This window comes from Antarcticimicrobium sediminis (assembly GCF_004348975.1).
In the GTDB taxonomy this organism is placed as follows: Bacteria; Pseudomonadota; Alphaproteobacteria; order Rhodobacterales; family Rhodobacteraceae; genus Antarcticimicrobium; species Antarcticimicrobium sediminis.
Genome location: NZ_SMFP01000001.1, coordinates 537,522 through 562,623 on the forward strand (window position 1 = coordinate 537,522; position 25,102 = coordinate 562,623).

Below are 25,102 nucleotides of genomic sequence, written 5' to 3' on the forward strand. Positions count from 1 at the left end.
ATGCAGCTGACCGTCGGACCGAACCCGTTTTTCTGGAAACCCGAAGCGTGGAGCGGCCTCTATGATGCCTTGGCCAGCGCCCCGGTGCAGCGTATCGTTCTGGGCGAACTGGTCTGCTCGAAACGCCTTCCCTTCTATCAGGATCGCATCCCGGCAGCGATAGAAACGCTGCAGGCGGCGGGCAAGGGGGTGGCGGTGAGCTCGCTGGCATTGATCACCCTGAAACGTGAACGCAAGCTGAGCGCCGAACTGGTCGAGACCGGGGTGGAGGTTGAGATCAACGATCTGTCCATGCTCGCCTATCTGCCGCAAGGGATGGCGTTTTCGGTCGGGCCACTGGTGAACGTCTATAACGAGGGAACGCTTGCATGGCTGGCCGCGCGCGGGGCAACCAGCATTTGCCTGCCGCCGGAATTGCCGCTGGAGCCGGTTCGCACCCTTGCCCGCGCCGGGCGCGATCTGGGCGTTGCGATCGAAGTTTGGGGCCACGGGCGGGTGCCGTTGGCGATCTCCGGGCGCTGCTATCACGCCCGGCTGCACGGTCGCACCAAGGACAACTGCCAATTCGCCTGCGAAAACGATCCCGACGGGCTGGATGTTGCAACGCTGGACGGGCAGGACTTTCTGGCGATGAACGGGGTGCAAACCCTGTCGGACAGTTTTGCCTGCTCGGATCATCAGATCGAGATCCTGCAGGAGGCCGGTGTTTCACGCTTGCGCCTGTCGCCGCAGACCGGCGATTTCGCGGCGATCTGCGCGTTGTATCGCGACCGCATTGACGGCAAGATCAAGCGCGGCCAGATCGCCGCCGCGTTGCAGACCAGATATCCGGGCATCCGGTTGAGCGATGGCTTCCTGACCGGGGCCTGCGGGGCCGAATGGTCCGGGGCCTCCGCACAAAGCTGACACGGGCAAACTTGACACGGGCAAACCTGAAAGGACTGGGCCATGAAAATCGCATATGTCAGCGCCACAGGGCGCGGCGAAACCGACCGGCTGCTGTCGCAAGCGGCCGCATTTCTTGGCCAGCAACAGGTTGCCACCGCCGGCATCGTCAAAGAACTGAGTTATGACAGTGCCTTTGAAAACGGCTGCGACATGAAGGTGCGGGTGCTGCCCGATGGCCCGGTGATCAAGATCACGCAGGATCTGGGCCAAGGCTCGGCAGCCTGTCGACTGGACCCGGCGGCGATTGCCGAGGCGGTTGCACAGGTCGAAACCAGCGGGTTGGCCGATGCCCGGATGTTCATCCTCAACAAATTCGGCCCCGAAGAGATCGCAGGCCGTGGATTCCGCTCGGCAATTGCCGCGGCGCTGGAGCTCGGGATTCCGGTTCTGGTCGGGGTGGGGAGCGCCAGCCGCGCCGATTTTGACGCCTTTGCCGAGGGGCTGGCCGCCCCCCTGCCCGCCGATCCCGACGCCATCGCCGCATGGTGTCTGGCCGCGGTTCAGGCCTAGAGACCGGGCGTCAGTGACGGTCGTCAAAACCCGCTGCCGCACCGCGAAATGCGGTATTTCCAATGAATGTTTGATCTCGATCAAGACGCGGCCGGGAACTTTGTTTCTTTCTTGTCGCCGATGGTGCCGCGCAATCTGGAAAAGCGGCGCGCGGAGTGTCCAGAGGGCGGCATGACGAACAAGAACCACCCCTGCGCGAACTGCAGTTTCTACGAGCAAAGCTTGTGGCGGCCGGTGGCTGGCGCCAATATGTCCACCCTTGCCCGGAACTTCACCCGGCGCGAGATGGAGGCCGGAAGCGTGCTGTATCATCAGGGCGCACCCAGCGACGGGGTCTATTGCGTCTCGCGGGGGCTGTTCGCCATTCGCAGTTTTGGCCCCGACGGCAGCTCAAGCCTGCTGCGGCTGGCCTATCCTGGTGAATTGATCGGATACCGCGCCTTTCTGACTGGGCGAGACCACCGGACCGAAGCCCAGGCTTTGTTGCCATCGCGAGTCTGCGTGGTCGCACAGCGCGATGCCAAGCAGGTCGTGCGGGCCTGCCCAGAGGTTCTGACCCGTCTCGCCGTGCGCTGCGCCGATGAGTTGGATCTGTGCCACGACCGTATTCAAGAGGCGGCGCGCAGTCCCAACAAGGAACGGCTGGCCCAGTTGCTGGAGCAGTTGATGGCGGCTCACGGCACGAAGGACGGCCGTTTCGAGCGCATGCATTTGCCAATCTCGCGTCAGGATCTGGCCGATATATTGGGGGTCCAGCCGGAAACGCTGTCACGCCTGATAAAGCGTCTGCAAAGCGAGGGGCGGTTGCGCACGTCCGGGCGTTGGATCGAAATGCCCGGACCGATGCAAAAACACGTCATTTGACCTATCCCTGAGGCTCTCGCCCGGCCCCTGCTGCGATCAATTCGACCGCGCGCCCTTGTCTCCGGTTTCGTCTAGTCCTGTTTCGTCTAGCCCTGTTTCGTCTGGGCCGTTTTGGACAAAACCAAGTTTGGCACAAAAAGAAAAAGGCCCGCCCCCAGAGATCCGGGGACGGGCCTTTTTCATGTGTCGATCAGGGTGCGATCACTCGCTGATGGTGCCGAACACCGGCAGCGCGCCACCCGAGGCCGCCTGCAGAACCGCGACACGCGCTGGCGTCTGGCCCATCACGGGTTGGCCGTTGGCCACAGCAGCCAGTGCCACCTGCATCCAGGAACTGGCAAGTTGCGGAGCCGTCTGCGTGGCACCAAAGCCCTCGCGCAGTTGATGACTGACCATCTCGCCATAACCACCCTGCCCTGCCGAGGTCAGCAGCACGGCGCTGGCCAGCGCGACGGTGGCATTATCCGCACGATAGCCGGCCCCCAAGCAGACCTTGCCGCCGGACACCAGTTGCGCCATCGGCTGACCCGAATTTTCAAGGAAGGCCTTGGTCCGCGCCATGACCTGGCTTGCCGGCTGGCTTTCAATGCCCTGCATCTGCTGCGCGATGGCCTGGGACAGCCCGTCGCACTGCGCTTCGATCTGGTCGCGCGTCATGCCGGGGATCGATGCCTCGATCCGGGCACTGTCAGACATCGCCTGGGTCCGGGCCATGCAGAACTGTTCGCTCAACGCAAAGCTGGCATCGGTGATCTTGCCCGGCATGCTCAGCCCGCCATTGGCGGCGGTGCGCACACTGATCTGATCGCAAAAATCGCGGATCGAGCGATCGTCGGACGGAAAGCTGAACTGCGGCATGGCCCCGCCGCTGCTGACACCGGTATCGGCGCGCGCGGTCACAGGTTCAGGCTGGGTGGCCTGAGGCACCGGGGCTGGCATCGGCATCGGAGCCGCAGCCATCTGGGTGCCCGGCGTGGCAATGCCAAGCTGTTCGTTGCGATAGGTGCGCAGAAGGCCCGGCTGGCCCTGCGTTGCGACGATCTGGGCATAGGGTGCCATATGAGCGCTGGACATGGCCCGCTGGTGACTGCCCAGCAGGAAATTCATCTCATGCTGGTCAAGATAGCCATCGACGTTATACCCCATATCCGCCTGATAGCGGCGGATGCCATTGCGACTGTTGCGGCCCAGCACGCCATCGGCGCCCCCGACATTATAGCCGAAATAGTTCAGTGCGATCTGCGCCTGACGGTTTTGTTCGCGCTGCGCCGAATACACACGGGTGGGTCGGGTCGTGGTGGTGGTGGTGCGGCGCGTCTTGTTCTTGTTCACCTCGTTCACGACGATGCCGCCCAGCAACGCCCCGCCCAGAAACGAGGCAGCGTCATTGGCTTGGGCGCGCTCGACACCCACGACAACCATGCTGGCAGCGGCCAGCGAAGCGCAGAGATTACGTTTCCACATCTTAAATTCCTCACCTAAAGCAACGCGCCGGGCCGCCGGAAGATCCGGTCCCCAAAAAATTGGCAGCGTGGCACGTCAAAATGCGATATCTGTTCCAGCCCAACAGAGCAAGCCGCGCGCCTGCTGTCAAGATCGACACCCATAACGCGGGTCAACCGGCGCGGTTCCGCCAAAGGGGGCCCCGCATCGCCCTCCCTCGTCTCTCTCAGCCCAAACGTGGAGGCCCCATTCGGGCCGTCGGGGCGGTTTCCACCTCGGCCGCGCAACTGTGGGGATCAAAGAAGCGGAACGTGGCGCGCCCTGCCCGCTTTGCCGTATACAGCGCCAGATCGGCCCGGCGCAACAGCTCTGCCGGGGCACAGTCCGGCTGCTCGACCGATGGCGCGATGCCGATACTGGCCGAGATCGCACAGGGGCGCCCGCGAAACTGCATCGGCTGCTCCAACCGCTCGATCAACCGCAGGGCGATTCGTCGCAGCCGGGGCCGGTCGGTGAGATTGTCGAACACGACCACGAATTCATCGCCGCCGACGCGGGCCACCGCATCCTCGCGGCGGGTTTCTTCGACCAGCACCCGCGCCACCTGCTGCAAGACATAATCGCCCGCCGCATGGCCCAGCGTGTCGTTCACCTGCTTGAAGAAATCCAGATCAATATGCATCACGGAATAGCACAGCCCGACACCCGATTTTCGCGTCAGCACGTGATCCATGGCGCGGCGGTTCTTGAGCCCCGTCAACGTATCGGTAAAGGCCTGTTCCTCGGCCGAGATTCGGGCCGCCTGAAGCCGTTGGTTCAGCTGGCGCGAAGCCTCCATCGCCGCCGATTTTGCCTCAACCAGATACAACAGTTCGATCGCCAGATCGGTGGCTGCGAAATCGGCGCTGGTCAGGGCATAATCGCGCACCGCATCCAGCAACGAAATCCCAAAGGACAGCGCCACCACCGCACCGCCCGGGATCACCGCAAGCTGCCCCTTGAGGGCGGTATGGGGCGTATCGCGGAACACGACGTTCAGTTTGACCCCCGGTTCTGCAAGCAGGTCGGAAAACCGGGGGACTGCGCGGGGCCGGGTCAGGTCGAACAGATCAAGGAACCGCCGCCCTTGCATCGGCGCGTCGGGGCGCAGTTTCTGCAGGGTGGGTCCGACATCGCGGATCACCCCCTCTTCATCCAGCATCAGGTGCATCGGGCACAGCCGGGCCAGCAGATCCGCCAACGCATCTGGCCCCATCATCCGGCCCGCGCCCCCAGATCAAAGGCGCGCCCCTTGGCAAAGGCCATTTCGATCAGCGTAATGACGATCACCTCAACCCCGTCCCGGTTGCCATCATGGTCCAACATCACCAGCGCGCCATAATCGTCGGCCATCGCCCGCAGGATGCCCATCATCACACAGCCAAAGCCGGGCAGATCCGGCCCGCAGCTCAGCTCATAGCGCCCGGCCCCCTGTTCACGCAGCTCCAGCGCCGGCAGATGCAGGTCCGACACCGCCAGCCGCGCCCGGTCCGGCAGATCGTCAAGGGACAGCAGAAAATCCACATAGGTTTCGCCGCCAAAGCGCAACAGCCGACGCAGGGCCTCGACCGCCGGGTGCGAGACCAGATAGGTGCCCAGATCCTCCAGCACCTCGCCCCGCTCCCGGCACAACTCGGCACAAAGCGCATCAAGCACCGCCTCGGTAAGCGCATCATCATAGGTCAACATCGCCTCGAACTCGGCAAACCCGAGCCCTGCGGCCTCGGTCACATGGGTCCAGCGCTCGCGCCCATAGGTGTTGATGACAAAAGACTGGATCGCCCCGTTGACCAGACCGTGCATACCGATTCCCCAACTGTCGTCGTTCGACAGCATGGAACCGAAGTTCTTAACAACAGATCAAAATCCGCCTCATGGATGCCCCTTTCCAGACGCCGCTTCAGTCGGCCCAGCCGCATCACCGGGGCGTCAGAGCGGGGGCACTGGGGCGTAAAAGGTCAGAAATCGGTCGGCGCGCCGCCCTCGGCCTTGCGACGGGCGACAAAGGCGGTCAGCTCGTCGCGGATGGCCGCGTCCATCGGCGGCGGCTCGAATGCGTCGAGGATCTGTTTGTACAGCAGATGCGCCCGCTCCGGTGTCCAGATCGCACCGGCGGCCTCCCAGCCCTCGAAATTGCGCCAATCGCTGAGAAACGGCTGGTAAAAGGCGGTGGTATAACGATCCTGGGTGTGCTGCGTGCCGAAGAAATGGCCGGAATTGCCCACGGACCGGATCGCATCCAGAGCGATCTCATCCGGGCCTGTGTCCCATATCTCGGGCTGCATATAGCGCTGGATCTGCTGCAACACCTCGCAATCCATGATGAATTTCTCCGGGCTGGCAATCAGCCCGCCTTCCAGCCAACCAGCCGCGTGATAGACCATGTTGGTGCCCGATTGCACCGCCGCCCAAAGGCTGTTGGAGGTTTCCCACATCGCCTGCCCGTCGGGCACATTGGCGGCACAGACGCCGGAACTGCGCAACGGCAGCCCATAGAACCGCGCCATCTGGCCAGTCATCTGGGTCGCGCGCATGTATTCCGGCGTGCCAAAGGCGGGCGCCCCGGATTTCATGTCCACATTGGAGGTAAACGTGCCGATCACGCAGGGCGTTCCGGGGCGGACATACTGAAACAGGGCAATCGCACAGAGCGCCTCGGCCAGCGATTGCGCCACCGCCCCCGCCATCGTCACCGGGGCCATGGCGCCGGCCAGCGTGAACGGCGTCACCACCACCGCCTGCCCGCGCCTTATCAGCCGCAAGCAGCCGTCGATCATCGGAAAGTCGTGCTTGAGCGGCGAGGTGGAATTGATGTTGGTATACATCCGGGGCGTGGCCTGAAACTCCTCCTCGGTCAGGCCACCGGCGATGCGCACCATCTCCATCACGTCCTCGACCCGCTCCTTGCCGAGGCTATAGGCGTGCATGACCTTGTCGCACAGCGTCAGCTTGTCAAACAGCACGTCCAGATGGCGCACGCTGGCATGGATGTCGACCGGCTCCACCGGATAGCCGCCGGCGAAATGGATGCAATTGAAATATTGGGTCAATTTCATCAGATCGGCGCATTTTTCGCGGGTGCCGGACACCTTGCGACCGATCTCCATGTCCCAGTAGCTCGGCGGCGAGGAGACATTACCGAACAACAGGGTATCGCCGCCCACGGTGATCCGATGCGCGGGATTGCGCGGGGTCAGGGTGAACTGCGACGGGGCCTTGGCCACCATCTCCATCACGAAATCGCGGCCCATCCGCACCGTCTCGCCCTCGACGCGACACCCCGCTTCGCGCAGGATGGCGAGGGCCTCGGGGTTGAGGAACACGACGCCGATCTCTTCCAGAATGCGCATGGCCCCGTCATGGATGGCGGCAATGCCCTCGGCGCTCAACGGCTCGACTGGCCGGTCGCGATTGATCGGAGGCGAGAACGGCATCTGTTCGATCACTGCCGCACCGCGCCGCGCCGCCGCGCCCGCACGGCCGCCGCTGCGCCGTCTCCCTGTCGCCTGATCCGCCATGGGTGCCCCTCCCGGTGCCTGCCTGATCTCCAGCAGGCAACAGGTGCGACGCGCGCGCCGCCTTGTCCGCGACGGATTATGTCGTTTTCAGGCCGGGATCAGCCGCGCGCGGCAAGCCAGGCGGGGATATGCCCAATGTCTGGCAAAACGGCATCGGCATCGGGGGCCAGGTCTTCTGCGCTGGCCATCCCGGTCAGCACCCCCAGCGTGATCATGCCAGCGGCGCGCCCGGCATGCAGATCATGACTGCTGTCCCCCACCATCACCGCGCGGGCCGGGTCCACATCAACCGCTGCGCAAAAGGCCAGCAGCGGGCCCGGCTCGGGCTTTGCGCCATAGCCGCTATCAAACCCGGCGATGAAATCGAACCGGTCCAGCACCTTTGCCGCGCCCAGATGCGCCCGGGCCGGCACCTCGGCATCATTGGTCGCCACGCCCAGCCGCAGCCCGCGCCCGCGCAGCCCATCGAGAAACGCCGCCAAGGGCACCGCCTCGATCTGAGGGGCGCATTCGGCCTCCTCGTTCAGCATGTCGATCAGTGCGGCCGGTGTCATCTGCGGGAAATGCGGACCCAACTCGCGCGCCACCTCGGCTGGCGTGCCGGCGATCACCACGCTGTCGGGATCAAAGCGTCGCGTCGCAAGGTCAAAGCCGATCTCGCGCCCGATGGCCTGCGCGCGGACGCGGTCCCCGCCCGTGGCGCGCAGCAAGAACGCCTCGGCCCAGGCCTCCCAAGTGGCGCCAAACTCAAACAGGGTGCCGTCCTTGTCGAACAGAATGGCGTCGATGGTCATGGCGCAGGCTCCTTTTTGGCGATCAGGTCCAATGTACCTGCGCCCCGCCGGGCAGCGCGGCACGGGCCTGCATCGGGTGTTCATAAGGGGTGGTGGTGGCATCGCAAAACGCCATCACCCAAGCATCATCCATCATCAGGAAATCAAGCACGGAGGCGAGGAATTCGGGATCACGGGCACGCTCGCGAACATCGTCCTGCCCCAAGCCGGTTGTCCCAAGAAAGACCGGCAACAAGTCTTCGTTGCCAACCAACCAGGCCAACGCCGTGAGCGCGAGAGTTTCGGCAGCATCGGAAGAAAAGGACATGAGCGGGACCGGGAAAAGTTGCAGGGCAAAGGCCGCAGGATGGGCCCCTTTTCCTGCGCGATTTCCCCGGCGGCGTCAATCGCAACAGCAGATGCGAAGCTTCCCCCGCGCCCTAGCCCGCCAGCGGCCGGGCACGCGACGAGACGTCGGGCAGTTGACCGGCGATCTCTTCCGGCGCGACACAAAGCGCGCTGGGGCCACCCTTATCGACCACCGCCTTGACCAGATAGCGCGCGCTTTGCAACGTCTGGACGCTGAAAAAATTCATGTCATTACCGCTTGTCTCGGCCATGACGCCACGCGGACGCGGGCAGTACAACAACGGCCCCCCGGCGATATAGATCGCCTCGTCCCGTTCAAAGGCCAGCGTCGTAATGCTGACCCCTGGGCCGGGCGCGGACAGACGAATTCCCTTGGTTCCCACCAAGGCGCGGGCCGGAACCACGGCAAAGGGTTCGCCCAGAATCTCCAACGCCTTGTCGCTTTCCAGCAGCAGCCCCTGATCCGGCATCAGCCAAAGCGGCACCTCGTTGTCGAGCACGCCCGCCGGAATCTCGATCGCGCGCAGCAACGCCCCCGCATGTCCCGAATGACTGCGCGGTCTTTCGCGCTGAACCTCGATCACCGGTTGCAGCCCCCGGTCGAAACTGAGCAACCGGTCGCCAGCACAGATCGTCTCGACCGGTTGCCAACCCCGGTCGGTGGCCACCAGCGTGCCGCTCAGCATTCCACCCTGCCCTGTGATGACCATCCCCTCGGGGGTGATTTCGGGATCTTCCGGCGGATCAGCGGCGCGGATCAAGTCCTTCAGCAATCGCAGCATTGGGGGTCCTTCCGGATAGGCGGGCGCAGAGCCGCACCGTATTTGATCATTTCGCGTCACTAGAGCCCCGGAGCGTGCCCGCCTTGGGCCAGAAAAAAGGAAAGGTCGTGGCATTGTTTCCAGAGCATGGATGATACCCGGAATGGGGGCGAATTGGCGCCAATGTGACGAACAAAAGCGGGTCAGACGCCCGCAGGTTCCCCAAATCGATACCCGAACCGCGCAATATCCTCGGCGCAATCCTCGGCGATTGCCGCCGCTGCGCGATCGGAATAGGCGGTGCGATAATCCACGGGGCGGGACGAGCGGTTGACGCGCGCCAGATCCAGCCGAAAGCCCAGATGCGCGAACAGCGGCGCGGCCTCGTCCTCGAACCGTTCGATGCGAATATAGGCGCCGCATTGTTCGCGCCCGTCCGAGCGACGCATATAGGACCCCGCCGGAGTGGCGCGAAACCCGGCGCGGATCTGCGGGTGGGTGACAAACCCCTCGAACGCCAAGGTCTTGGCCAGCCCGACCGCCGGATGATCGAAACGTTGCGACTGCAACCAGTGATAATAGCTCACCGCCCGATCCCAAGGATTGCGCACCAAGGTAAAAGCGAACAGCCCGTCCAGCACCGCGTCGGGCACCAGCCCTTCGATATCGGCAAGCGTGGAATGCTTCCACAACCGCCCCCGCGTTGGCGCCCCCTGCACCCGATGACGACGGCGGCGCGCCTTGGGCGTATCGCCCAGCAGAATATCATCCTTCATCGCGCGCCCCTCCAGCGCGAGCGCCAGCGCGGTGCCGCCGGTCTTTGGAATGTGGATGAAAACGTAACCGCGCCCGGGGCTCAGGATCATGGGGCGCGAGCCTAGCCAATTTCGCGCCCGCCGCAATCACCGCCTTGATGCAATCTCTCATTGCCAGCTATCCCCATCTGTCGGGGCCTGATCGCCGCATTGACCATGGGGCTTCCCTTGAACGACTGGGAACGCAATAGTCGGAGCAGAGGAACACCAGACGCGAGGGAGGAAAGCCGATGGGGTGGATGGCGGATGAAACCGGGCTGGGCAAGGCGGCAGCGAACTATGTGCCGCTGACACCGCTCTCGGCACTGGGGCGGGCGGCGCATGTCTATGCCAACGAACTGGCGGTCGCCTATGGCAACCACCGCAAGACCTATGCCGAATATTATGACCGCGTGACCCGATTGGCCAGCGCGCTGGCCGGGCTCGGGGTCAAACCCGGCGATGTCGTGGCCACGCTGCTGCCGAACATCCCGGCCCAGGCCGAGGCGCATTTCGGCGTGCCCGCCTGCGGCGCGGTGCTGAACACCATCAACATCCGGCTGGATGCGGGCACGGTCGCCTATATCCTTGATCATGGCGGCGCCAAGGTGCTGCTGGCCGATACCCAGTTCATCGACCTCGCCGAAGCGGCCATCGCGCAGATGGAGGGGCATCCGCCGATCCTGATCGAAGTACCCGACCCGCAGGCCGGTTACCCCGCCACAGGCCGGCACACCGCCTATGACACCCTGCTTGGCAATGCCGACCACAACTTTGCCTGGATCATGCCGCAGGACGAATGGGAAAGCATCGCGCTCAACTATACCTCTGGCACCACCGGGCGGCCCAAGGGCGTGGTCTATCACCACCGTGGCGCCTATCTGAACGCGATGGGCCAGATCCTGAGCTGGCGCATGGTGCTGCGCCCGACCTACCTGACCATCGTGCCGCTGTTTCACTGCAACGGCTGGTGCCACACCTGGATGATGCCGATGCTGGGCGGCACGCTGGTGTGCTGCCGCGATGTCACCGCCGCCGCCATCTTTGACGCCATCGCCGACGAGGGGGTGACCCATTTCGGCGGCGCCCCGATCATCCTGAACGCCCTGGTCAACGCCCCCGAGGCGGAACGCCGCGCGTTCGAGCATCGGGTCGAGGTATTTACCGCCGGTGCCCCGCCCGCCCCCGCGACCCTGGCCAAGATCGAACCGATGGGATTCCACGTAACCCAAGTCTATGGGCTGACCGAAACCTATGGCCCCGCCACCGAATGCACCTGGGGCGCGCATTGGGACCACCTGCAGGGCGTTGAGCGCGCCGCGATCAAGGCGCGACAGGGGGTGGCGATGCCGATCTTTGAACACATCACGGTGATGGATGCGCAGATGTCGCAAATCCCGATGGATGGCGAAACGCAGGGCGAAATCATGATGCGCGGCAACGGCGTGATGAAAGGGTATTACAAGAACCCGCAGGCAACAGCCGAGGCCTTTTCCGATGGCTATTTCCATTCCGGCGACATCGCGGTGCAGCACCCGGACGGCTATATCCAGATCACCGACCGGGCCAAGGACGTGATCATCTCGGGGGGTGAAAATGTCAGCTCGGTCGAGGTCGAGGGCGTGTTGATGGCGCACCCTTACGTCAATCTCGCCGCCGTTGTCGCCAAACCGGACGCGCAATGGGGCGAAGTGCCCTGCGCCTTTGTCGAGCTCAAACCCGGTGTTGCGGTCGACGAGGCGGCGCTGATCGCCTTTGTCCGCCAGGTGCTGTCCGGCTTCAAAACGCCGAAAACCGTGGTGTTTCAGGAATTGCCCAAAACCTCGACCGGCAAGATCCAGAAATTCGAACTGCGCGAACGGGCCAAATTGCTGTAGGCGGCGACGCACTCACTTTGACCTGCGAGGGCAGAGCCTGCGGCAGCGGGATGATTTGAGTATTGAAGCAAAGAAGAAGCAGGCAGGACGCACCCGGCTGGAAACCGTTTGTTTACCTGATGCGGGTCAGATGGCCCTTGCGGTACAGGCTGGAGAGCCGATGACCGCCAGAGGCGGGGTGGTTCGGTTCGGGTTGCCAACCCGGCGGCCCGCTGTCCGCTTCTTCTTGCTCCAAATACTCCCACCGGAGGCACGGGCCGCCAGACGCCCGCGCCGCGCTTGAAATTAAAATCTGGCGATCCGGTCTTGCATTCCCATGAACACATTCTTAAATCAGAATGCGAAGGCGCGCAGGACGCGCCATGAGCGAGATGGAGTGACTTGCAATGACAATCAATAAAGCTGTTACGGCGTTTGGTGGCTTCATGGTGCTGCTGTCGGTGCTGCTGACTTGGACCGTGTCGCCCTATTGGGCTTGGCTGACCGTTTTCGTCGGCTTCAACCTGTTCCAGTCGTCCTTCACCGGGTTCTGCCCGGCCGCGCTGATCTTTTCCAAGCTGGGCTTCAAACCGTCCTAAGCCCCGCTTCCCCAAGATGGTTTCGGGGGGCGAAGGCGTTTGCTGCCCGGGCCTGCGCCGTGTTACTCTGGGTAAAAACCCAGAGGCACGGCGGATACAGGCGACATGACGGCGCTGCGTGAATATGAACGGCTGGAAGCCAGCGGGCTTTGGCGCCCCACCCCCGAGGACCAACGCCGCGAGGTGATCGTCTCGGTCGGAGAAGCGACGCTGACCATTGCCGACATGAACGACCGGGCGCTGGCGCATTGGTCGCTCGCCGCTATTGAGCGGCACAACCCCGGCAGTTTTCCCGCGATTTATCACCCCGACGGCGACCCCGGCGAGACGCTGGAGTTGAGCGTCGAGGAAGCCGCGATGATCGACGCCATCGAGCGGTTGCGCGCGGCGGTCACCCGCGCCCGGCCCCGGCCCGGCCGCTTGCGTCTGTTGGGCGTGACGGCGAGCGTGGCGGCGGTGCTGCTGGTACTGCTGATCTGGCTGCCCGGCGCGATGCTGCGCCACACCGTGCAAGTGGTCCCCGAAATCAAACGACAAGAGATCGGTGCGGCGCTGTTGGGCCGGATCGAACGGGTCGCGGGCCGCGCCTGCGACACCCCCGAAACCCGGCCAGTGCTGGAGCGGCTGGCGCGCCGAACCGGGGCAAAGCGTCTTGTGGTGCTGCGCACCGGGGTCAGCGACACGTTGCATCTGCCCGGCAGCATCATCCTGATGAACCGCTCCGTAATCGAGGCGTCAGAAGATCCGGCCGTGGCGGCAGGCCATATTCTGGTTGAGCGGGCGCGCACGCAGCAGCTTGATCCGCTGGCCGAATTTCTCAACCACGCCGGGCCGATGGCCACCTTTCGCCTGCTGACCAGCGGGCATGTGACGCAAGGCGCGCTCGACCGCTTCGCCGAGCAGGTGCTGAGGGCGCCGCGCCCGGCCTTGAGCGACGCGCAAATCCTCGCCGCCTTTGCCAAGGCTTCGGTGCCCTCGACCCCATATGCCTATGCGCGCGACATCACCGGCGAAAGCGTGCTTGGCCTGATCGAGGCCGACCCGATGGCGGGCCGGGATCTGGAGCCGGTGATGCCCGACCGCGACTGGGTGCTGTTGCAGGGGATCTGTGGCGGCTAAGACGATCCAGCGTCGCAACCGCCGCATGTGTTCCGTTTCGGAGAATTCAGGTCAGGCGGATTCAGGTCAGGCCGGTTCAGTTCAGGTGGGCCCCGGAGAACCCGGCGGCACGCGCCTGACGCAGCGCCGCTTGCGCGGTGGTGCTGTCTGCGAAAGGACCGGCCAAGACCACGCGATGCGTCGCTTGCCCGCGCCGGACGGATCCCAACCGCATCGGCAGCCCGTCCTGTGCCAGCGCCTGCGCGACCTGCCGGGCCTCTTGATCACTGCCATAGGTGGCCACACGCACATAGCGACCGGGCGCGACGCTGACCCGCGGGGCGCCCGCAGTCACTGGTGCATTGCGGGTCGAAATGCGTAGCAGACCAGCGCGCTCGGCCTCGGCCGGGGATTTCGCCAGTTCTTTCGGTACAATGACGATCTGCCGGTCGGTCGGCTGCGGCACCAACTCGCGCGGCACGGTGCGGGTCCAGATCCGGTCGGTCCGCGCGTCGCCTTGCGCCGTGCGCGGACCACGCCGGGTGTTCAGCCGGTCATCGTCGCGCGTCGCCGCAAGATAGCCCCGCGGCGGCCCGCTGATCGCGCGCGGTTGCGCCGGGCGCAGGCTGCGTTCCGCGCGATGCGGGTTCAGGCGATCATCGCTCCAGACCGGCTTGTACCCGTCGGGCACCGACACCGAGGTGGTGTTGCGGCGGCGGTCATAGACATGGCGTGGCACGACGCGGGTCTCAGGCGACACGGCTGCGACAGCCATGTGGGCGCGTGCGCCCCGAGGCATCAGCACCGATTGGCGATCCCCTCCACGCCCATAGGTGATCGGCGGCTCTGCCTGCGGACCACAGCGCACACCGGCGCCCTTGTTGATGAATTGCTGGCTGAAGGCCGAGGCATTGGAACAGCCACCACCCGCCTGTGCCGGGGCCTTGCGCGGCGCTATGACTGGCGCGGCTTGCGGGGCCGCCTGACGGCGCGGTGCCGGTATCACGACCGTCGTCGCTGCGGGCGCGCGGCGCACCCTGATCGGGGCGGGGGTCGCAATCGGGGCGGGGGCGGCAGCCTGCACCGGGGCCCGCCGCGGTTGGGCAACAGGCGCGGTCCGGGGCTTTGCCACCGGCTGCGCCACCGCCGCCGGCAGCGGCTTTGGCTTTTGGATGGCCGCCGGTTGCGTCGTGGCGGGAAGGGTGATCTCGACCGGGGCCTGTGCCCGCGGTTTGGCCGCAGCAGCGCCACCGGCCACCACGGTCGGCTTATAGCCGCAAACCTGTTTGCGGTCCCGGCCAACGCGGGGCACCCATGTCACGTTGCCGTCGATCCCGGCACGGATATAGATGCAGCCTTGGCTGTCCACATATTGCTTGCCAGTATAGGACGCAGAGGGAAACTCTGCCGGTGGTGATGCGTTGCGCAGGCTCTGCGCCTGAGCGCAAAGCGCGCTCATCGCCGTGGCCATGAGCGAAAAAGCAATAACTCTTGTAAACTTCATCCCTGCCCCCACAAGATATGGAGGCAGGATGCCGCAAATCGCGCGCTCAGTAAAGAGATCAGTTCGACCTTATTTGGTGGCGAACAGATGATCTCCCCCATCATTTGGTGCCGAATAGACGATCACCTGCATCACCGAGGCCCGGCATGATATAGCCCTTGCTGTTCAGCCCACGATCGACCGAGGCGGTGACAATCGGCACGTCCGGATGCGCCTCTTTCATCCGCGCAACGCCTTCGGGTGCGGCCAGCAGGCAAAGAAAGCGGATGTCGGTCGCGCCGGCCTGTTTCAGCAGGTCGATGGCGGCGGCCGAGCTGTTGCCGGTGGCCAGCATCGGATCGACCACGATCACCAATCGGTTGTTCATCCCCTCCGGCACCTTGAAGTAATATTGCACCGGCTTCAGCGTTGCCTCGTCGCGATACAGCCCGACAAAGCCAACCCGCGCCGAGGGCACCAGTTCCAGCACCCCGTCAAGCATACCGTTGCCCGCGCGCAGGATCGACACCAGCGCCATTTTCTTGCCGGCCAGGATCGGCGCGTCCATCTCTTCCATCGGGGTTTCGATGGCCCGCGTGGTCATCGGCATCTCGCGGGTAATCTCATAGGCCAGCAGCAGCGTGATCTCATGCAGCAGCCGACGGAACTCGGCGGACGAGGCGCCCTTGTCGCGCATCAGGGTCAGCTTGTGCTGGACCAGCGGGTGGTCGACGACGGTCAGATGCTTGGACATGTTCTCACTCCAGGTTGCGCAGCCTGCGGTCATATTTGGCCTGCCCGGCTCTGCACCGCAACCCGCAACCGGCCAAACCGCCGGAAATTCCCGCACCGGCCCCGCATGGATCAGAGAAAGCTCTGCCCTGGCCCATGCGTCTCCAGCCCGAGATGATCGGCGATGGAGGCCGCCACATCGGTGAACCCCGCCTGCCCGATCGCCCCCGCGCCGCGCCCGGCCCCCAGCACCGGCACCCGTTCACGGGTGTGATCGGTGCCGCTCCAACTGGGATCATTGCCGTGATCCGCCGTCAGGATCATCAGATCGCCGGGCCGTAGCCGCCGCAGGATCGGGCCGATCGCCGCATCAAAGACCTCCAGCGCACGGGCATAGCCGGAAATATCGCGTCGGTGCCCATAGAGGCTGTCGAACTCGACGAAATTGGCGAAACTCAGGCTGCCCTCCTCTGCCGTATCGACCAGCCGGCCCAGATGGGCCATCAGGTCCGCATCCGGCCCCTTCACAACGTCGTCGATCCCCTGCATGGAAAAGATGTCGCCGATCTTGCCCACCGCATGAACCCGACCGCCAGCATCCTGCACCCAGTCGGTCAGCACCTTGCCGGGCGGCGTGATGGCATAGTCGTGGCGATTTCCGGTGCGGGTGAACCCGGTCTCGGCATCGCCGACAAAGGGGCGTGCGATCACCCGGCCCACCTTCATCGCATGCAGGGTCGGGGCAATGTCGCGGCACAACGTCAGCAGCCGCTCCAACCCGAACGCCTCTTCATGGGCGGCGATCTGGAACACGCTGTCCGCCGAAGTGTAACAAATCGGCCAGCCGCTGCGCAGATGTTCCGCCCCCAACCGCGCCAGAATCTCGGTCCCCGAGGCGTGGCAATTGCCAAGGATTCCCTGCGTCCCCGCTGCCTGCGCCACCGCCTGCGTCAGATCAGCGGGAAAGGCGGGCAGCGTATCTGGGAAATAATGCCACTCCCACGGTACCGGCAGACCGGCCAGCTCCCAATGCCCCGAGGGGGTGTCCTTGCCGCGCGAGACCTCGCTCGCCGCACCCCAAAGACCGACTGGCGTTGCCGCGCCCAGCCCCGGCGCGGCCTCGCCCGAGGCGAGATGAACCGCCGCGCCCAGCCCCAAGGCATCAAGGTTGGGCAAGCACAGCGGCCCGCTGCGCCCCTGCTCGGCCCGTCCATCGGCACAGGCGCGGGCGATATGACCAACCGTATTGGCACCGGTATCGGGCACCTCTCCGTTGAAAAAGCGATCCGCATCCGGCGCGCCGCCGATGCCCACCGAATCCATCACCACCAGAAAGGCGCGACTCATGCCCCCGGCCTTTCGCAAACGAGCCGTTCAAAGATGAGATCTGGCAGCGGCGCGGGCTCTGCCCCCAGTGTGATTGCTGCACGCACCGCTGCCGCAGCCCGGCGCGCGCCATCCTCGCGCGCGGCATGGACCATTGCCAGCGGCGCGCCCTTCTCGATCTTTGTACCCAGCCGAACCACATTGGACAGGCCGACGGCGGGATCGACCACGTCGCTCTCGACCTGTCGTCCACCGCCCAGACCGACCACCGCCAAGCCCAGCGCCTCGCCATCTATGGCGGTGACATAGCCCGCCTCGCGCGCAAGGATCTCGTGCATCACCGTCGCCTCGGGCAGGAACCGCCCCCAATCCTCGACAAAGCCCAGCGGTCCGCCCTGCGCGGCGACCATACGGCCAAACCGCTCTGCCGCGCGACCATCCGCGATCACGGCCGCCACCTTGGCCGTGCCCTCGGCAGCATCTTTGGCCAACCCCGCATCAAACAGCACCTGACCGCCCAGCTCTGCCGTCAGCTCGGCCAGCGGCCCGGCCTCGCGCCCGGTCAGCACCCGCATCACCGCGTCAATCTCGACCGCGTTGCCCAGCGCCGAGGCCAGCGGCTGCGACATATCGGTGATCAAGGCGGTGGTCCGACAGCCCGCCGCATTGGCGGTATCGACCAGTGCACGGGCCAGCGCACGCGCCTCACCTCGCGTTTTCATGAACGCGCCCGAGCCCACCTTGACGTCCAGCACCAGCGCATCGGGGGCCTCGGCCAGTTTCTTGGACAGGATCGAGGCGGTGATCAGATCCAGACTTTCGACCGTGCCGGTGACGTCGCGCACCGCATAAAGCCGCTTGTCCGCCGGCGCGAGGCGGGCCGAGGCCCCGGCCATCACGCAGCCGGTCTTGGCCACCAGCCTTGGCAGAAGATCCTGCGGCACCGCCGTGGAAAACCCCGGGATCGCCTCCAGCTTGTCCAACGTACCGCCGGTATGGCCCAGACCGCGCCCGGAAATCATCGGAACGTAAGCCCCGCATTCGGCCAGCGCGGGGGCCAGAATCAACGACACGCAATCGCCCACCCCGCCGGTGGAATGCTTGTCCACCACAGGCCCATCCAGATCCCAGACCATCACCGCGCCGCTGTCGCGCATCGCCAAGGTCAGCGCGGTGCGCCCGACGCCCCCCAGATCGCCCTTGCAGACCGCCATCGCAAAGGCGCCGGCCTGCGCGTCGCTGACCCCGTGGTCGGCCAACCCTTGGGCGAACCAGCGCAACTCCTCTTCGCCGGGCACCTCGCCGCGGCGCAATTTCACCAATATCGAACGCGCATCCATCTGCTCAGCGTCCCCGAATGTGATCGGTATTGAACGCGCCGGGCAACAGCTCGGCAAGGGTCATGGTCTGTTCCTGCCCGTCCAGCGTGCCCATGATCACCGACACCTGCCCGCCGCCGAACTCGGCCAGTTTCTGCCGACATCCGCCACAGGGGGAAACCGGCATCGGGGAATCGGCGATGACATAGACCTCGTCCAGTTCGGTCTCGCCCGCCGCCACCATGGCGGCGATTGCCCCGGCCTCGGCACAGGTGCCTTCAGGAGAGGCGACGTTTTCCACATTGCAGCCGGCATAGATCGCGCCCGATCTGGCCCGCACCGCTGCCCCCACCTTGAAGTGGGAATAGGGGGCGTGGGCGTTCTCTCGCACTTTGGCGGCAGCCTCTTTCAACGGCATCGGCAAGCTCTCCGGTTTTTCACCCATCATGCGGCTGCACGGACGGGATGCAAGGGGGAGGTCGGCGGATCACCCATCCGGGATTTGCAAGCCGACGCAAAGACAGCTACTTGCAAGTTCGAGGTTTCGACTCTCCACAATATAGTTTAACACTAAACTATACCCTTTCGAGGAGCATCCATCATGTCCGAGCATCAGAACCAGCGCCAAGCTGCCCTGCATTATCACGAGTACCCGAAACCCGGGAAGCTGGAGATCAGGGCGACCAAGCCGATGGCCAACGGACGCGACCTGAGCCGCGCCTATACTCCCGGCGTGGCCGAGGCCTGCCTCGAAATCCAGACCGACCCGGCCAATGCAGCCCGCTATACCGCACGCGGCAATCTGGTCGCGGTCGTCACCAATGGCTCGGCCGTGCTGGGACTGGGCAATATCGGCGCGCTGGCCTCCAAGCCGGTGATGGAGGGCAAGGCCGTCCTGTTCAAGAAATTCGCCAACATCGACTGTTTCGACATCGAACTGAACGAACCCGACCCGGAAAAGCTGGCGGATATCGTTTGCGCGCTGGAACCCACCTTTGGTGCCATAAACCTTGAAGACATCAAGGCGCCCGAGTGTTTCATCGTCGAAAAGATCTGCCGCGAACGGATGAACATCCCGGTGTTCCACGATGACCAGCACGGCACCGCCATCGTGGTCGGCGCGGCGGCGACCAACGCGATGTATGTGGCGGACAAGAAATTCGAGGACATCAAGATCGTCTCGACCGGCGGCGGCGCGGCGGGCATCGCCTGCCTCAACATGCTGCTCAAGCTCGGGGTCAAGCGCGAGAACGTCTGGCTCTGCGACATTCATGGGCTGGTCTATGAGGGCCGTGAACAGGAGATGAACCCGCAAAAGGCCGCCTTTGCGCAAAAGACCGAGCTGCGCGATCTCGATCAGGTGATCGAGGGGGCCGACATGTTCCTCGGCCTGTCCGGGCCCAATGTGCTGAAACCGGAAATGGTGGCGAAGATGACGGCGCGCCCGATCATCTTTGCGCTCGCCAACCCGACCTCGGAAATTCAACCCGAAGAGGCCCGCAAGGTCGCCCCGGACGCCATCATCGCGACCGGGCGGTCGGACTATCCCAATCAGGTCAACAACGTGTTGTGCTTCCCCTTCATCTTCCGCGGTGCGCTGGATGTCGGCGCCTCCGAGATCAACGACGAGATGCAGATCGCCTGCATCGAAGGCATCGCCAAGCTGGCCCGCGCCACCACCAGCGCCGAGGCCGCCGCCGCCTATCGTGGCGAACAGCTGACCTTCGGGGCGGACTACCTGATTCCGAAACCCTTTGATCCGCGCCTGATCGGTGTGGTCGCCACCGCAGTCGCCAAGGCCGCGATGGCCAGCGGCGTCGCTACCCGCCCGATCGAGGATCTGGAGGCCTACAAAAGCGGGCTCGACAGTTCGGTGTTCAAATCCGCCCTGCTGATGCGTCCCGTGTTCGAAGCCGCCCGCACCGCCTCGCGCCGCATCGTCTTTGCCGAGGGCGAGGACGAAAGGGTGCTACGTGCCTCGCAAGCGGTGCTGGAAGAGACCACCGAAACCCCGATCCTGATCGGCCGTCCCGAGGTGATCGAGCGGCGCTGTGAACGCTATGGTCTGACCATCCGCCCGGGCCGCGATTTTGAGATCGTGAACCCCGAAAACGACCCCCGCTATCGCGATTACTGGGCCACCTACCATTCCCTGATGTCGCGGCGCGGCGTCACCCCGGATCTGGCCCGCGCCATCATGCGCACCAATACCACCGCCATCGGCGCGGTGATGGTGCAGCGCGAAGAGGCCGACAGCCTGATCTGCGGCACCTTCGGTCAGTTCCTGTGGCATATGAACTATATCCAGCAGGTGCTGGGCACCAGCGGGCTGCACCCGGTCGGGGCGCTGTCGCTGATGATCCTTGAGGACGGGCCGCTGTTCATCGCCGACACCCATGTGCATCACGAACCGACGCCGGAACAGATCACCGAAACCGTGATCGGCGCCGCCCGCCATGTGCGCCGCTTCGGGCTGGCCCCGAATGTCGCGCTGTGCTCGCACTCCCAGTTCGGCAACCTGACCCATGGCAGCGGCCAGCGGATGCGCGCCGCGCTCGACATTCTCGACTCGGAGCCGCGCAATTTCTGCTACGAGGGCGAGATGCATATCGACGCCGCGCTCGACCCGGAACTGCGCGCCCGCATTTTCCCCGACACAAGGATGCAGGGCGCCGCCAATGTGCTGGTGTTTGCCAATACCGACGCGGCCAGCGGTGTGCGCAACATCCTCAAGATGAAGGGCGGCGGGCTCGAGGTTGGCCCGATCCTGATGGGCATGGGCAACCGCGCCCATATCGTCACCCCCTCGATCACCACGCGCGGGCTGCTGAACATGAGCGCCATCGCCGGCACCCCGGTCGCCCACTACGGCTAAACCGCCGGCCTCAGGGGCCCTCAGGGGCGCGCGCGCCCCGGTGCATTTGGCGCGACTCAGACCGCGCGGCGCAGGACATCCCTGCCCGCGCGACCTGCGAATCCCCAGCCCCGGCGATTTGCACGGGCCCGAGCGCAAGATTTGCAAACCGAACGGGTTTTTCTCGCAATTTTGCGAATATCTCTTGGTTTGCAAAACTTTGCAGGCCATTCCCTGCCGATTCTGCAAATTTGTTGCGATATTCTGACGCGACGTCTGCGATCTTTCTTGCCGCAGCCCCATCCGCCCCGATAACACCGTTCTACCGCTGAGGGAGAGGAATACCATGGCATACAAGGATATCTACGCCCGTTGGAAACAGGACCCGGAACGGTTCTGGATGGAGGCAGCCGAGGCCATCGACTGGGTCGAGAAGCCCACCAAGGCGCTGTTTGACGCCAACGCCCCCCTCTATGAATGGTTCTCTGACGGCAAGGTGAACGCCTGCTGGAACGCCGTCGACCGCCATGTCGAGGCCGGGCGCGGCGACCAGATCGCCATCATCCACGACAGCCCGATCACCCACACCAAACGCTGGATTTCTTATTTCGAACTGCGCAACCGTGTCGCCCTGCTCGCCGGGGCGCTGCGCGCCAAGGGTGTGGAAAAGGGCGACCGGGTGATCATCTACATGCCGATGGTGCCCGAGGCGCTGGAAGCCATGCTCGCCTGTGCCCGCCTTGGTGCGGTGCATTCCGTGGTGTTCGGCGGCTTTGCCCCGCATGAGCTGGCGGTGCGGATCGACGATTGCAAACCCAAGGCGATCATCGCCGCCTCCTGCGGCATCGAACCCGGCCGTGTGGTGCATTACAAACCGCTGCTCGACGGCGCATTGGAGGCTGCCACCCACAAACCGGACTTCTGCGTCATCTTCCAGCGCGAACAAGAGGTCGCCCGCCTCGAAGAGGGGCGCGACTATAACTGGCACGGCTTTCAGTACGGGGCCGAACCGGCAGACTGCGTCCCGGTCGAAGGCAACCATCCGGCCTATATCCTGTACACCTCTGGCACCACCGGCCAGCCCAAGGGCGTCGTGCGCCCCACCGCCGGGCATCTGGTGGCGCTGAACTGGTCGATGAAGAACCTCTACAACGTCGATCCGGGCGAGGTGTTCTGGGCCGCCTCCGATGTCGGCTGGGTCGTTGGCCACTCCTATATCTGCTATGCGCCGCTGGTGCATGGCAACACCACCGTGGTGTTCGAGGGCAAGCCGGTCGGCACCCCCGACGCAGGCACCTTCTGGCGGGTGATTTCAGAACATAAGGTCAAAAGCTTTTTCACCGCCCCCACCGCCTTTCGCGCCATCAAGCGCGAAGATCCCAAGGGCGAGTTCGTCAAGAAATACGACCTCAGCGGCTTGCGCACGCTCTACCTCGCGGGCGAACGCGCCGATCCCGACACCATCAACTGGGCCAAAGCCCAACTCAAGGTGCCGGTGATCGATCACTGGTGGCAAACCGAAACCGGCTGGGCCATCACCGGCATCCCCGCCGGGATCGAAGAGATGGATATCAAGATCGGCTCCTCCGGGGTGCCGATGCCCGGCTATGACGTGCAGATCCTGGACGAGGCCGGCGACCCGGTCGGCCCTGACACGCTGGGCGCCGTGGCGGTGAAACTGCCGCTGCCGCCGGGCACGTTGCAAACCCTGTGGAACGCCGAGGACCGCTACCGCAAAAGCTATCTCGATCATTTCCCCGGCTATTATGAAACCGGCGATGCCGGCATGATCGACGAAGATGGCTATCTTTACATCATGGCGCGCACCGATGACGTGATCAACGTGGCGGGTCACCGGCTCTCGACTGGGGCGATGGAAGAGGTGCTGGCCAATCACCCCGATGTGGCCGAATGCGCGGTGATCGGCGTGGCCGACGATCTCAAGGGGCAGCTGCCGCTTGGCCTGCTGTGCCTGAACAACGGGGTCAACCGCCCCGAGGCCGAGATCACCCGCGAATGCGTTGATATGGTACGTGCGGAAATCGGGCCGGTGGCGGCGTTCAAACTGGCAGTGGTGGTTGATCGCCTGCCCAAGACCCGCTCGGGCAAGATCCTGCGCGCCACCATGGTCAAGATCTCCAATGGCGAAGACTTCAAGATCCCCGCCACCATCGACGATCCCGCGATCCTGGACGAGATCAGGATCGCTCTGCGCCGCATCGGTTACGAAAAGGGCTGACACAACGGGCGGAACCGAAATTCCTTCGGTTCCGCTTGCACTCACCTGTCTCCTGCGTAGGTTCGCAACCTAGGAGATTGCACATATGTCAGATACAAGCCTTTGGCGCCTGAGCGCCGCCGAAACCGCCGCCCGTACTACCTCGGGTGATATCACCGCCGAGGCCGCCATCGGCGCCTCGATCGACCGGATGGAGGCGGTGAATCCGCGCCTCAACGCCGTGGTCGAAAGCCTTGCCGACGAGGCCCGTGCCCGCGCCCGCGCATTGGACAAGGCCCGCGCCTCCGGCGCGCCCTGCGGTCCGCTGCACGGGGTGCCGGTCACCATCAAGATCAACGTCGACCAGACCGGTCACGCCACCTCGAACGGGGTCACGGCGTTCAAGGATCTGATCGCGCCGGGCGATGCCCCCATCGTGGACAACCTGCACGCCGCCGGCGCGGTGGTGATCGGGCGCACCAACACGCCAGAGTTTTCCTTTCGCGCCGACACCGACAACCCGCTGTTCGGGCGCACCCATAACCCTTGGGGCGATCACATCTCGTCCGGCGGCTCCACCGGTGGCGGTGGCGCTGCGGTGATGGCCGGGATCGGCGCCTTGGCTCATGGCAACGATATCGGCGGCAGCCTGCGCTTTCCTTCTGCCGCCAATGGCGCGGTCACGGTCAAGCCGGGGCTGGGCCGGGTGCCCGCCTATAACCCCAGCCAGACCGGCGAACGCGGGATTCTGGCACAGGCGATGTCGGTGCAGGGGCTGATCACCCGCTCGGCACGCGACCTGCACCTGTCGATGCCCACCGCCATCACCCCCGACCCACGCGATCCCTTCCATATCCCCTTGCCGTGGCGCGGCGCCCCGCTTGAGGGGCCGATCACCGTGGGCTTCACCAAGGAAACCTATGAATTCGATCTCCACCCCGAGGTCTCCCTCGCGCTGGATGCGGCCCGCGATGCGCTCAACGACGCCGGCTACAATGTGGTCGAGATCGACCCGCCGCTGCTGCGCGACGCCGGGATGGAAGGCTATCGCGCCCTAATGGGCGAGGTGCTGGCGCTGATGGGCCCCGATATCCGCGCCCATGGCTCTGACACGGTGCAGGCGATCTTTGACGAATACTTCCGTCAATTCGCCCCCTACGAGGGGCTGGAACTGATGCAAATGATGGCCAAGCGCACCCATTATGCCCGGGTCTGGTCGCTGTTCCTCGAAGAATATCCGCTGGTCATCGCCCCGTTCCTGCCGCAACCCTTCTTTGCCCCCGACCGCGACACCGAGGGTGCCGAGGGCGTGCGCGAGGTGCTGGGCTCGGCGCTGTGGTCCTATGCGATGAACTTCATGGGGCTTCCGGCCGCCTGCGTCCCGACCCGGTTGGCCGATCTGCCAAACGGCCCGCAGCCGATCAATGTTCAGATCATCGCCCGCCGCTGGCGCGAAGATCTGGCCGTGGACGCCTGTATCGCCATCGAAGACCGGCTTGGCCAGATGTGCGATCCGCTTTGGGCGCAGATGGAAAAGCACGGCGCCTGAGGCAAAGACCAGACACGAAAAAGGGCGCGGAAATCCCGCGCCCTGCTTC

Annotated in this window: 22 protein-coding genes; 9 read left to right on the forward strand and 13 right to left on the reverse strand. The window is 64.7% G+C overall.

Going from position 1 to position 25,102, the window contains the following annotated elements; all coding sequences use genetic code 11:
* The 3 genes from ubiV to E1B25_RS02560 all read left to right on the forward strand — a co-directional run bounded on the left by ubiV (position 1) and on the right by E1B25_RS02560 (position 2,322).
* Positions 1-906 (forward strand): ubiquinone anaerobic biosynthesis protein UbiV, encoded by a 906-nt coding sequence (gene ubiV / locus E1B25_RS02550; protein ID WP_132827097.1) that lies wholly within the window; start codon positions 1-3, stop codon positions 904-906.
* 42 nt (positions 907-948) lie between these two features.
* Positions 949-1,458 carry a DUF2478 domain-containing protein gene (locus E1B25_RS02555; protein ID WP_132827098.1) on the forward strand — a complete coding sequence of 170 codons (510 nt, stop codon included), beginning with the start codon at positions 949-951 and terminating at the stop codon, positions 1,456-1,458.
* 171 nt (positions 1,459-1,629) lie between these two features.
* Positions 1,630-2,322: a Crp/Fnr family transcriptional regulator gene (locus E1B25_RS02560; protein ID WP_132827099.1), complete on the forward strand. Its 693-nt coding sequence runs from the start codon at positions 1,630-1,632 to the stop codon at positions 2,320-2,322.
* Between the two features lie 201 nt (positions 2,323-2,523).
* Here the strand turns inward: E1B25_RS02560 and E1B25_RS02565 are convergent, their stop codons facing one another.
* The 8 genes from E1B25_RS02565 to E1B25_RS02600 all read right to left on the reverse strand — a co-directional run bounded on the left by E1B25_RS02565 (position 2,524) and on the right by E1B25_RS02600 (position 10,091).
* Positions 2,524-3,786, reverse strand: coding sequence for a peptidoglycan-binding domain-containing protein (locus E1B25_RS02565; protein WP_132827100.1), 1,263 nt, complete (start codon positions 3,784-3,786; stop codon positions 2,524-2,526).
* A 205-nt stretch (positions 3,787-3,991) separates the two neighbouring features.
* A complete protein-coding gene (locus tag E1B25_RS02570; protein ID WP_132827101.1) occupies positions 3,992-5,023 on the reverse strand; it encodes a diguanylate cyclase domain-containing protein in 1,032 nt (343 codons plus the stop codon).
* A complete protein-coding gene (locus E1B25_RS02575) occupies positions 5,020-5,607 on the reverse strand; it encodes a heme NO-binding domain-containing protein (protein ID WP_132827247.1) in 588 nt (195 codons plus the stop codon). The genes E1B25_RS02570 and E1B25_RS02575 overlap by 4 nt, the downstream gene beginning before the upstream one ends.
* Before the next feature lie 155 nt (positions 5,608-5,762).
* Complete coding sequence (locus E1B25_RS02580; RefSeq protein WP_132827102.1) at positions 5,763-7,322, reverse strand: trimethylamine methyltransferase family protein; 1,560 nt, start codon at positions 7,320-7,322, stop codon at positions 5,763-5,765.
* A gap of 98 nt (positions 7,323-7,420) precedes the next feature.
* The gene (locus tag E1B25_RS02585) at positions 7,421-8,116 is read right to left on the reverse strand and encodes an HAD family hydrolase (RefSeq protein WP_132827103.1); all 696 of its coding nucleotides are present in this window, start codon (positions 8,114-8,116) and stop codon (positions 7,421-7,423) included.
* Between the two features lie 22 nt (positions 8,117-8,138).
* Positions 8,139-8,423, reverse strand: a complete 285-nt coding sequence (locus E1B25_RS02590) for a DUF3572 domain-containing protein (protein WP_132827104.1) — start codon at positions 8,421-8,423, stop codon at positions 8,139-8,141.
* 112 nt (positions 8,424-8,535) lie between these two features.
* Entirely contained in the window at positions 8,536-9,246 is a 711-nt protein-coding gene (locus E1B25_RS02595; RefSeq protein ID WP_165937533.1) for a Hint domain-containing protein, read from the reverse strand.
* A 182-nt stretch (positions 9,247-9,428) separates the two neighbouring features.
* Positions 9,429-10,091, reverse strand: coding sequence for a sulfotransferase family protein (locus E1B25_RS02600; RefSeq protein WP_132827106.1), 663 nt, complete (start codon positions 10,089-10,091; stop codon positions 9,429-9,431).
* Positions 10,092-10,270: 179 nt separating this feature from the next.
* Between E1B25_RS02600 and E1B25_RS02605 the strand changes: the two genes are divergently transcribed.
* The 3 genes from E1B25_RS02605 (at position 10,271) to E1B25_RS02615 (ending at position 13,593) form a co-directional block, all read left to right on the forward strand.
* Positions 10,271-11,896, forward strand: a complete 1,626-nt coding sequence (locus E1B25_RS02605; protein ID WP_132827107.1) for an AMP-binding protein — start codon at positions 10,271-10,273, stop codon at positions 11,894-11,896.
* Positions 11,897-12,282: 386 nt separating this feature from the next.
* The gene (locus tag E1B25_RS02610) at positions 12,283-12,474 is read left to right on the forward strand and encodes a YgaP family membrane protein (protein ID WP_132827108.1); all 192 of its coding nucleotides are present in this window, start codon (positions 12,283-12,285) and stop codon (positions 12,472-12,474) included.
* A 105-nt stretch (positions 12,475-12,579) separates the two neighbouring features.
* Positions 12,580-13,593 carry a hypothetical protein gene (locus E1B25_RS02615; protein ID WP_132827109.1) on the forward strand — a complete coding sequence of 338 codons (1,014 nt, stop codon included), beginning with the start codon at positions 12,580-12,582 and terminating at the stop codon, positions 13,591-13,593.
* A gap of 76 nt (positions 13,594-13,669) precedes the next feature.
* Here the strand turns inward: E1B25_RS02615 and E1B25_RS02620 are convergent, their stop codons facing one another.
* The 5 genes from E1B25_RS02620 to E1B25_RS02640 form a co-directional block, all read right to left on the reverse strand.
* Positions 13,670-15,031 carry an SPOR domain-containing protein gene (locus E1B25_RS02620; protein ID WP_245510586.1) on the reverse strand — a complete coding sequence of 454 codons (1,362 nt, stop codon included), beginning with the start codon at positions 15,029-15,031 and terminating at the stop codon, positions 13,670-13,672.
* 145 nt (positions 15,032-15,176) lie between these two features.
* Complete coding sequence (gene upp, locus E1B25_RS02625) at positions 15,177-15,809, reverse strand: uracil phosphoribosyltransferase (protein ID WP_132827111.1); 633 nt, start codon at positions 15,807-15,809, stop codon at positions 15,177-15,179.
* A gap of 110 nt (positions 15,810-15,919) precedes the next feature.
* Positions 15,920-17,134 (reverse strand): phosphopentomutase, encoded by a 1,215-nt coding sequence (locus tag E1B25_RS02630; protein WP_132827112.1) that lies wholly within the window; start codon positions 17,132-17,134, stop codon positions 15,920-15,922.
* Entirely contained in the window at positions 17,131-18,453 is a 1,323-nt protein-coding gene (locus tag E1B25_RS02635) for a thymidine phosphorylase (RefSeq protein WP_132827113.1), read from the reverse strand. The genes E1B25_RS02630 and E1B25_RS02635 overlap by 4 nt, the downstream gene beginning before the upstream one ends.
* Before the next feature lie 4 nt (positions 18,454-18,457).
* Positions 18,458-18,850, reverse strand: a complete 393-nt coding sequence (locus tag E1B25_RS02640) for a cytidine deaminase (RefSeq protein WP_132827248.1) — start codon at positions 18,848-18,850, stop codon at positions 18,458-18,460.
* Positions 18,851-19,033: 183 nt separating this feature from the next.
* Here E1B25_RS02640 and E1B25_RS02645 point away from each other — a divergent pair, with 183 nt between their 5' ends.
* The 3 genes from E1B25_RS02645 (at position 19,034) to E1B25_RS02655 (ending at position 25,053) form a co-directional block, all read left to right on the forward strand.
* Positions 19,034-21,307, forward strand: coding sequence for an NADP-dependent malic enzyme (locus E1B25_RS02645; protein WP_132827114.1), 2,274 nt, complete (start codon positions 19,034-19,036; stop codon positions 21,305-21,307).
* A 325-nt stretch (positions 21,308-21,632) separates the two neighbouring features.
* On the forward strand, positions 21,633-23,525 hold the full coding sequence (prpE, locus tag E1B25_RS02650) for a propionate-CoA ligase PrpE (RefSeq protein WP_132827115.1): 1,893 nt from the start codon (positions 21,633-21,635) through the stop codon (positions 23,523-23,525).
* 85 nt (positions 23,526-23,610) lie between these two features.
* Positions 23,611-25,053: an amidase family protein gene (locus E1B25_RS02655; RefSeq protein ID WP_132827116.1), complete on the forward strand. Its 1,443-nt coding sequence runs from the start codon at positions 23,611-23,613 to the stop codon at positions 25,051-25,053.
* The last annotated feature ends 49 nt before the right edge of the window (positions 25,054-25,102 follow it).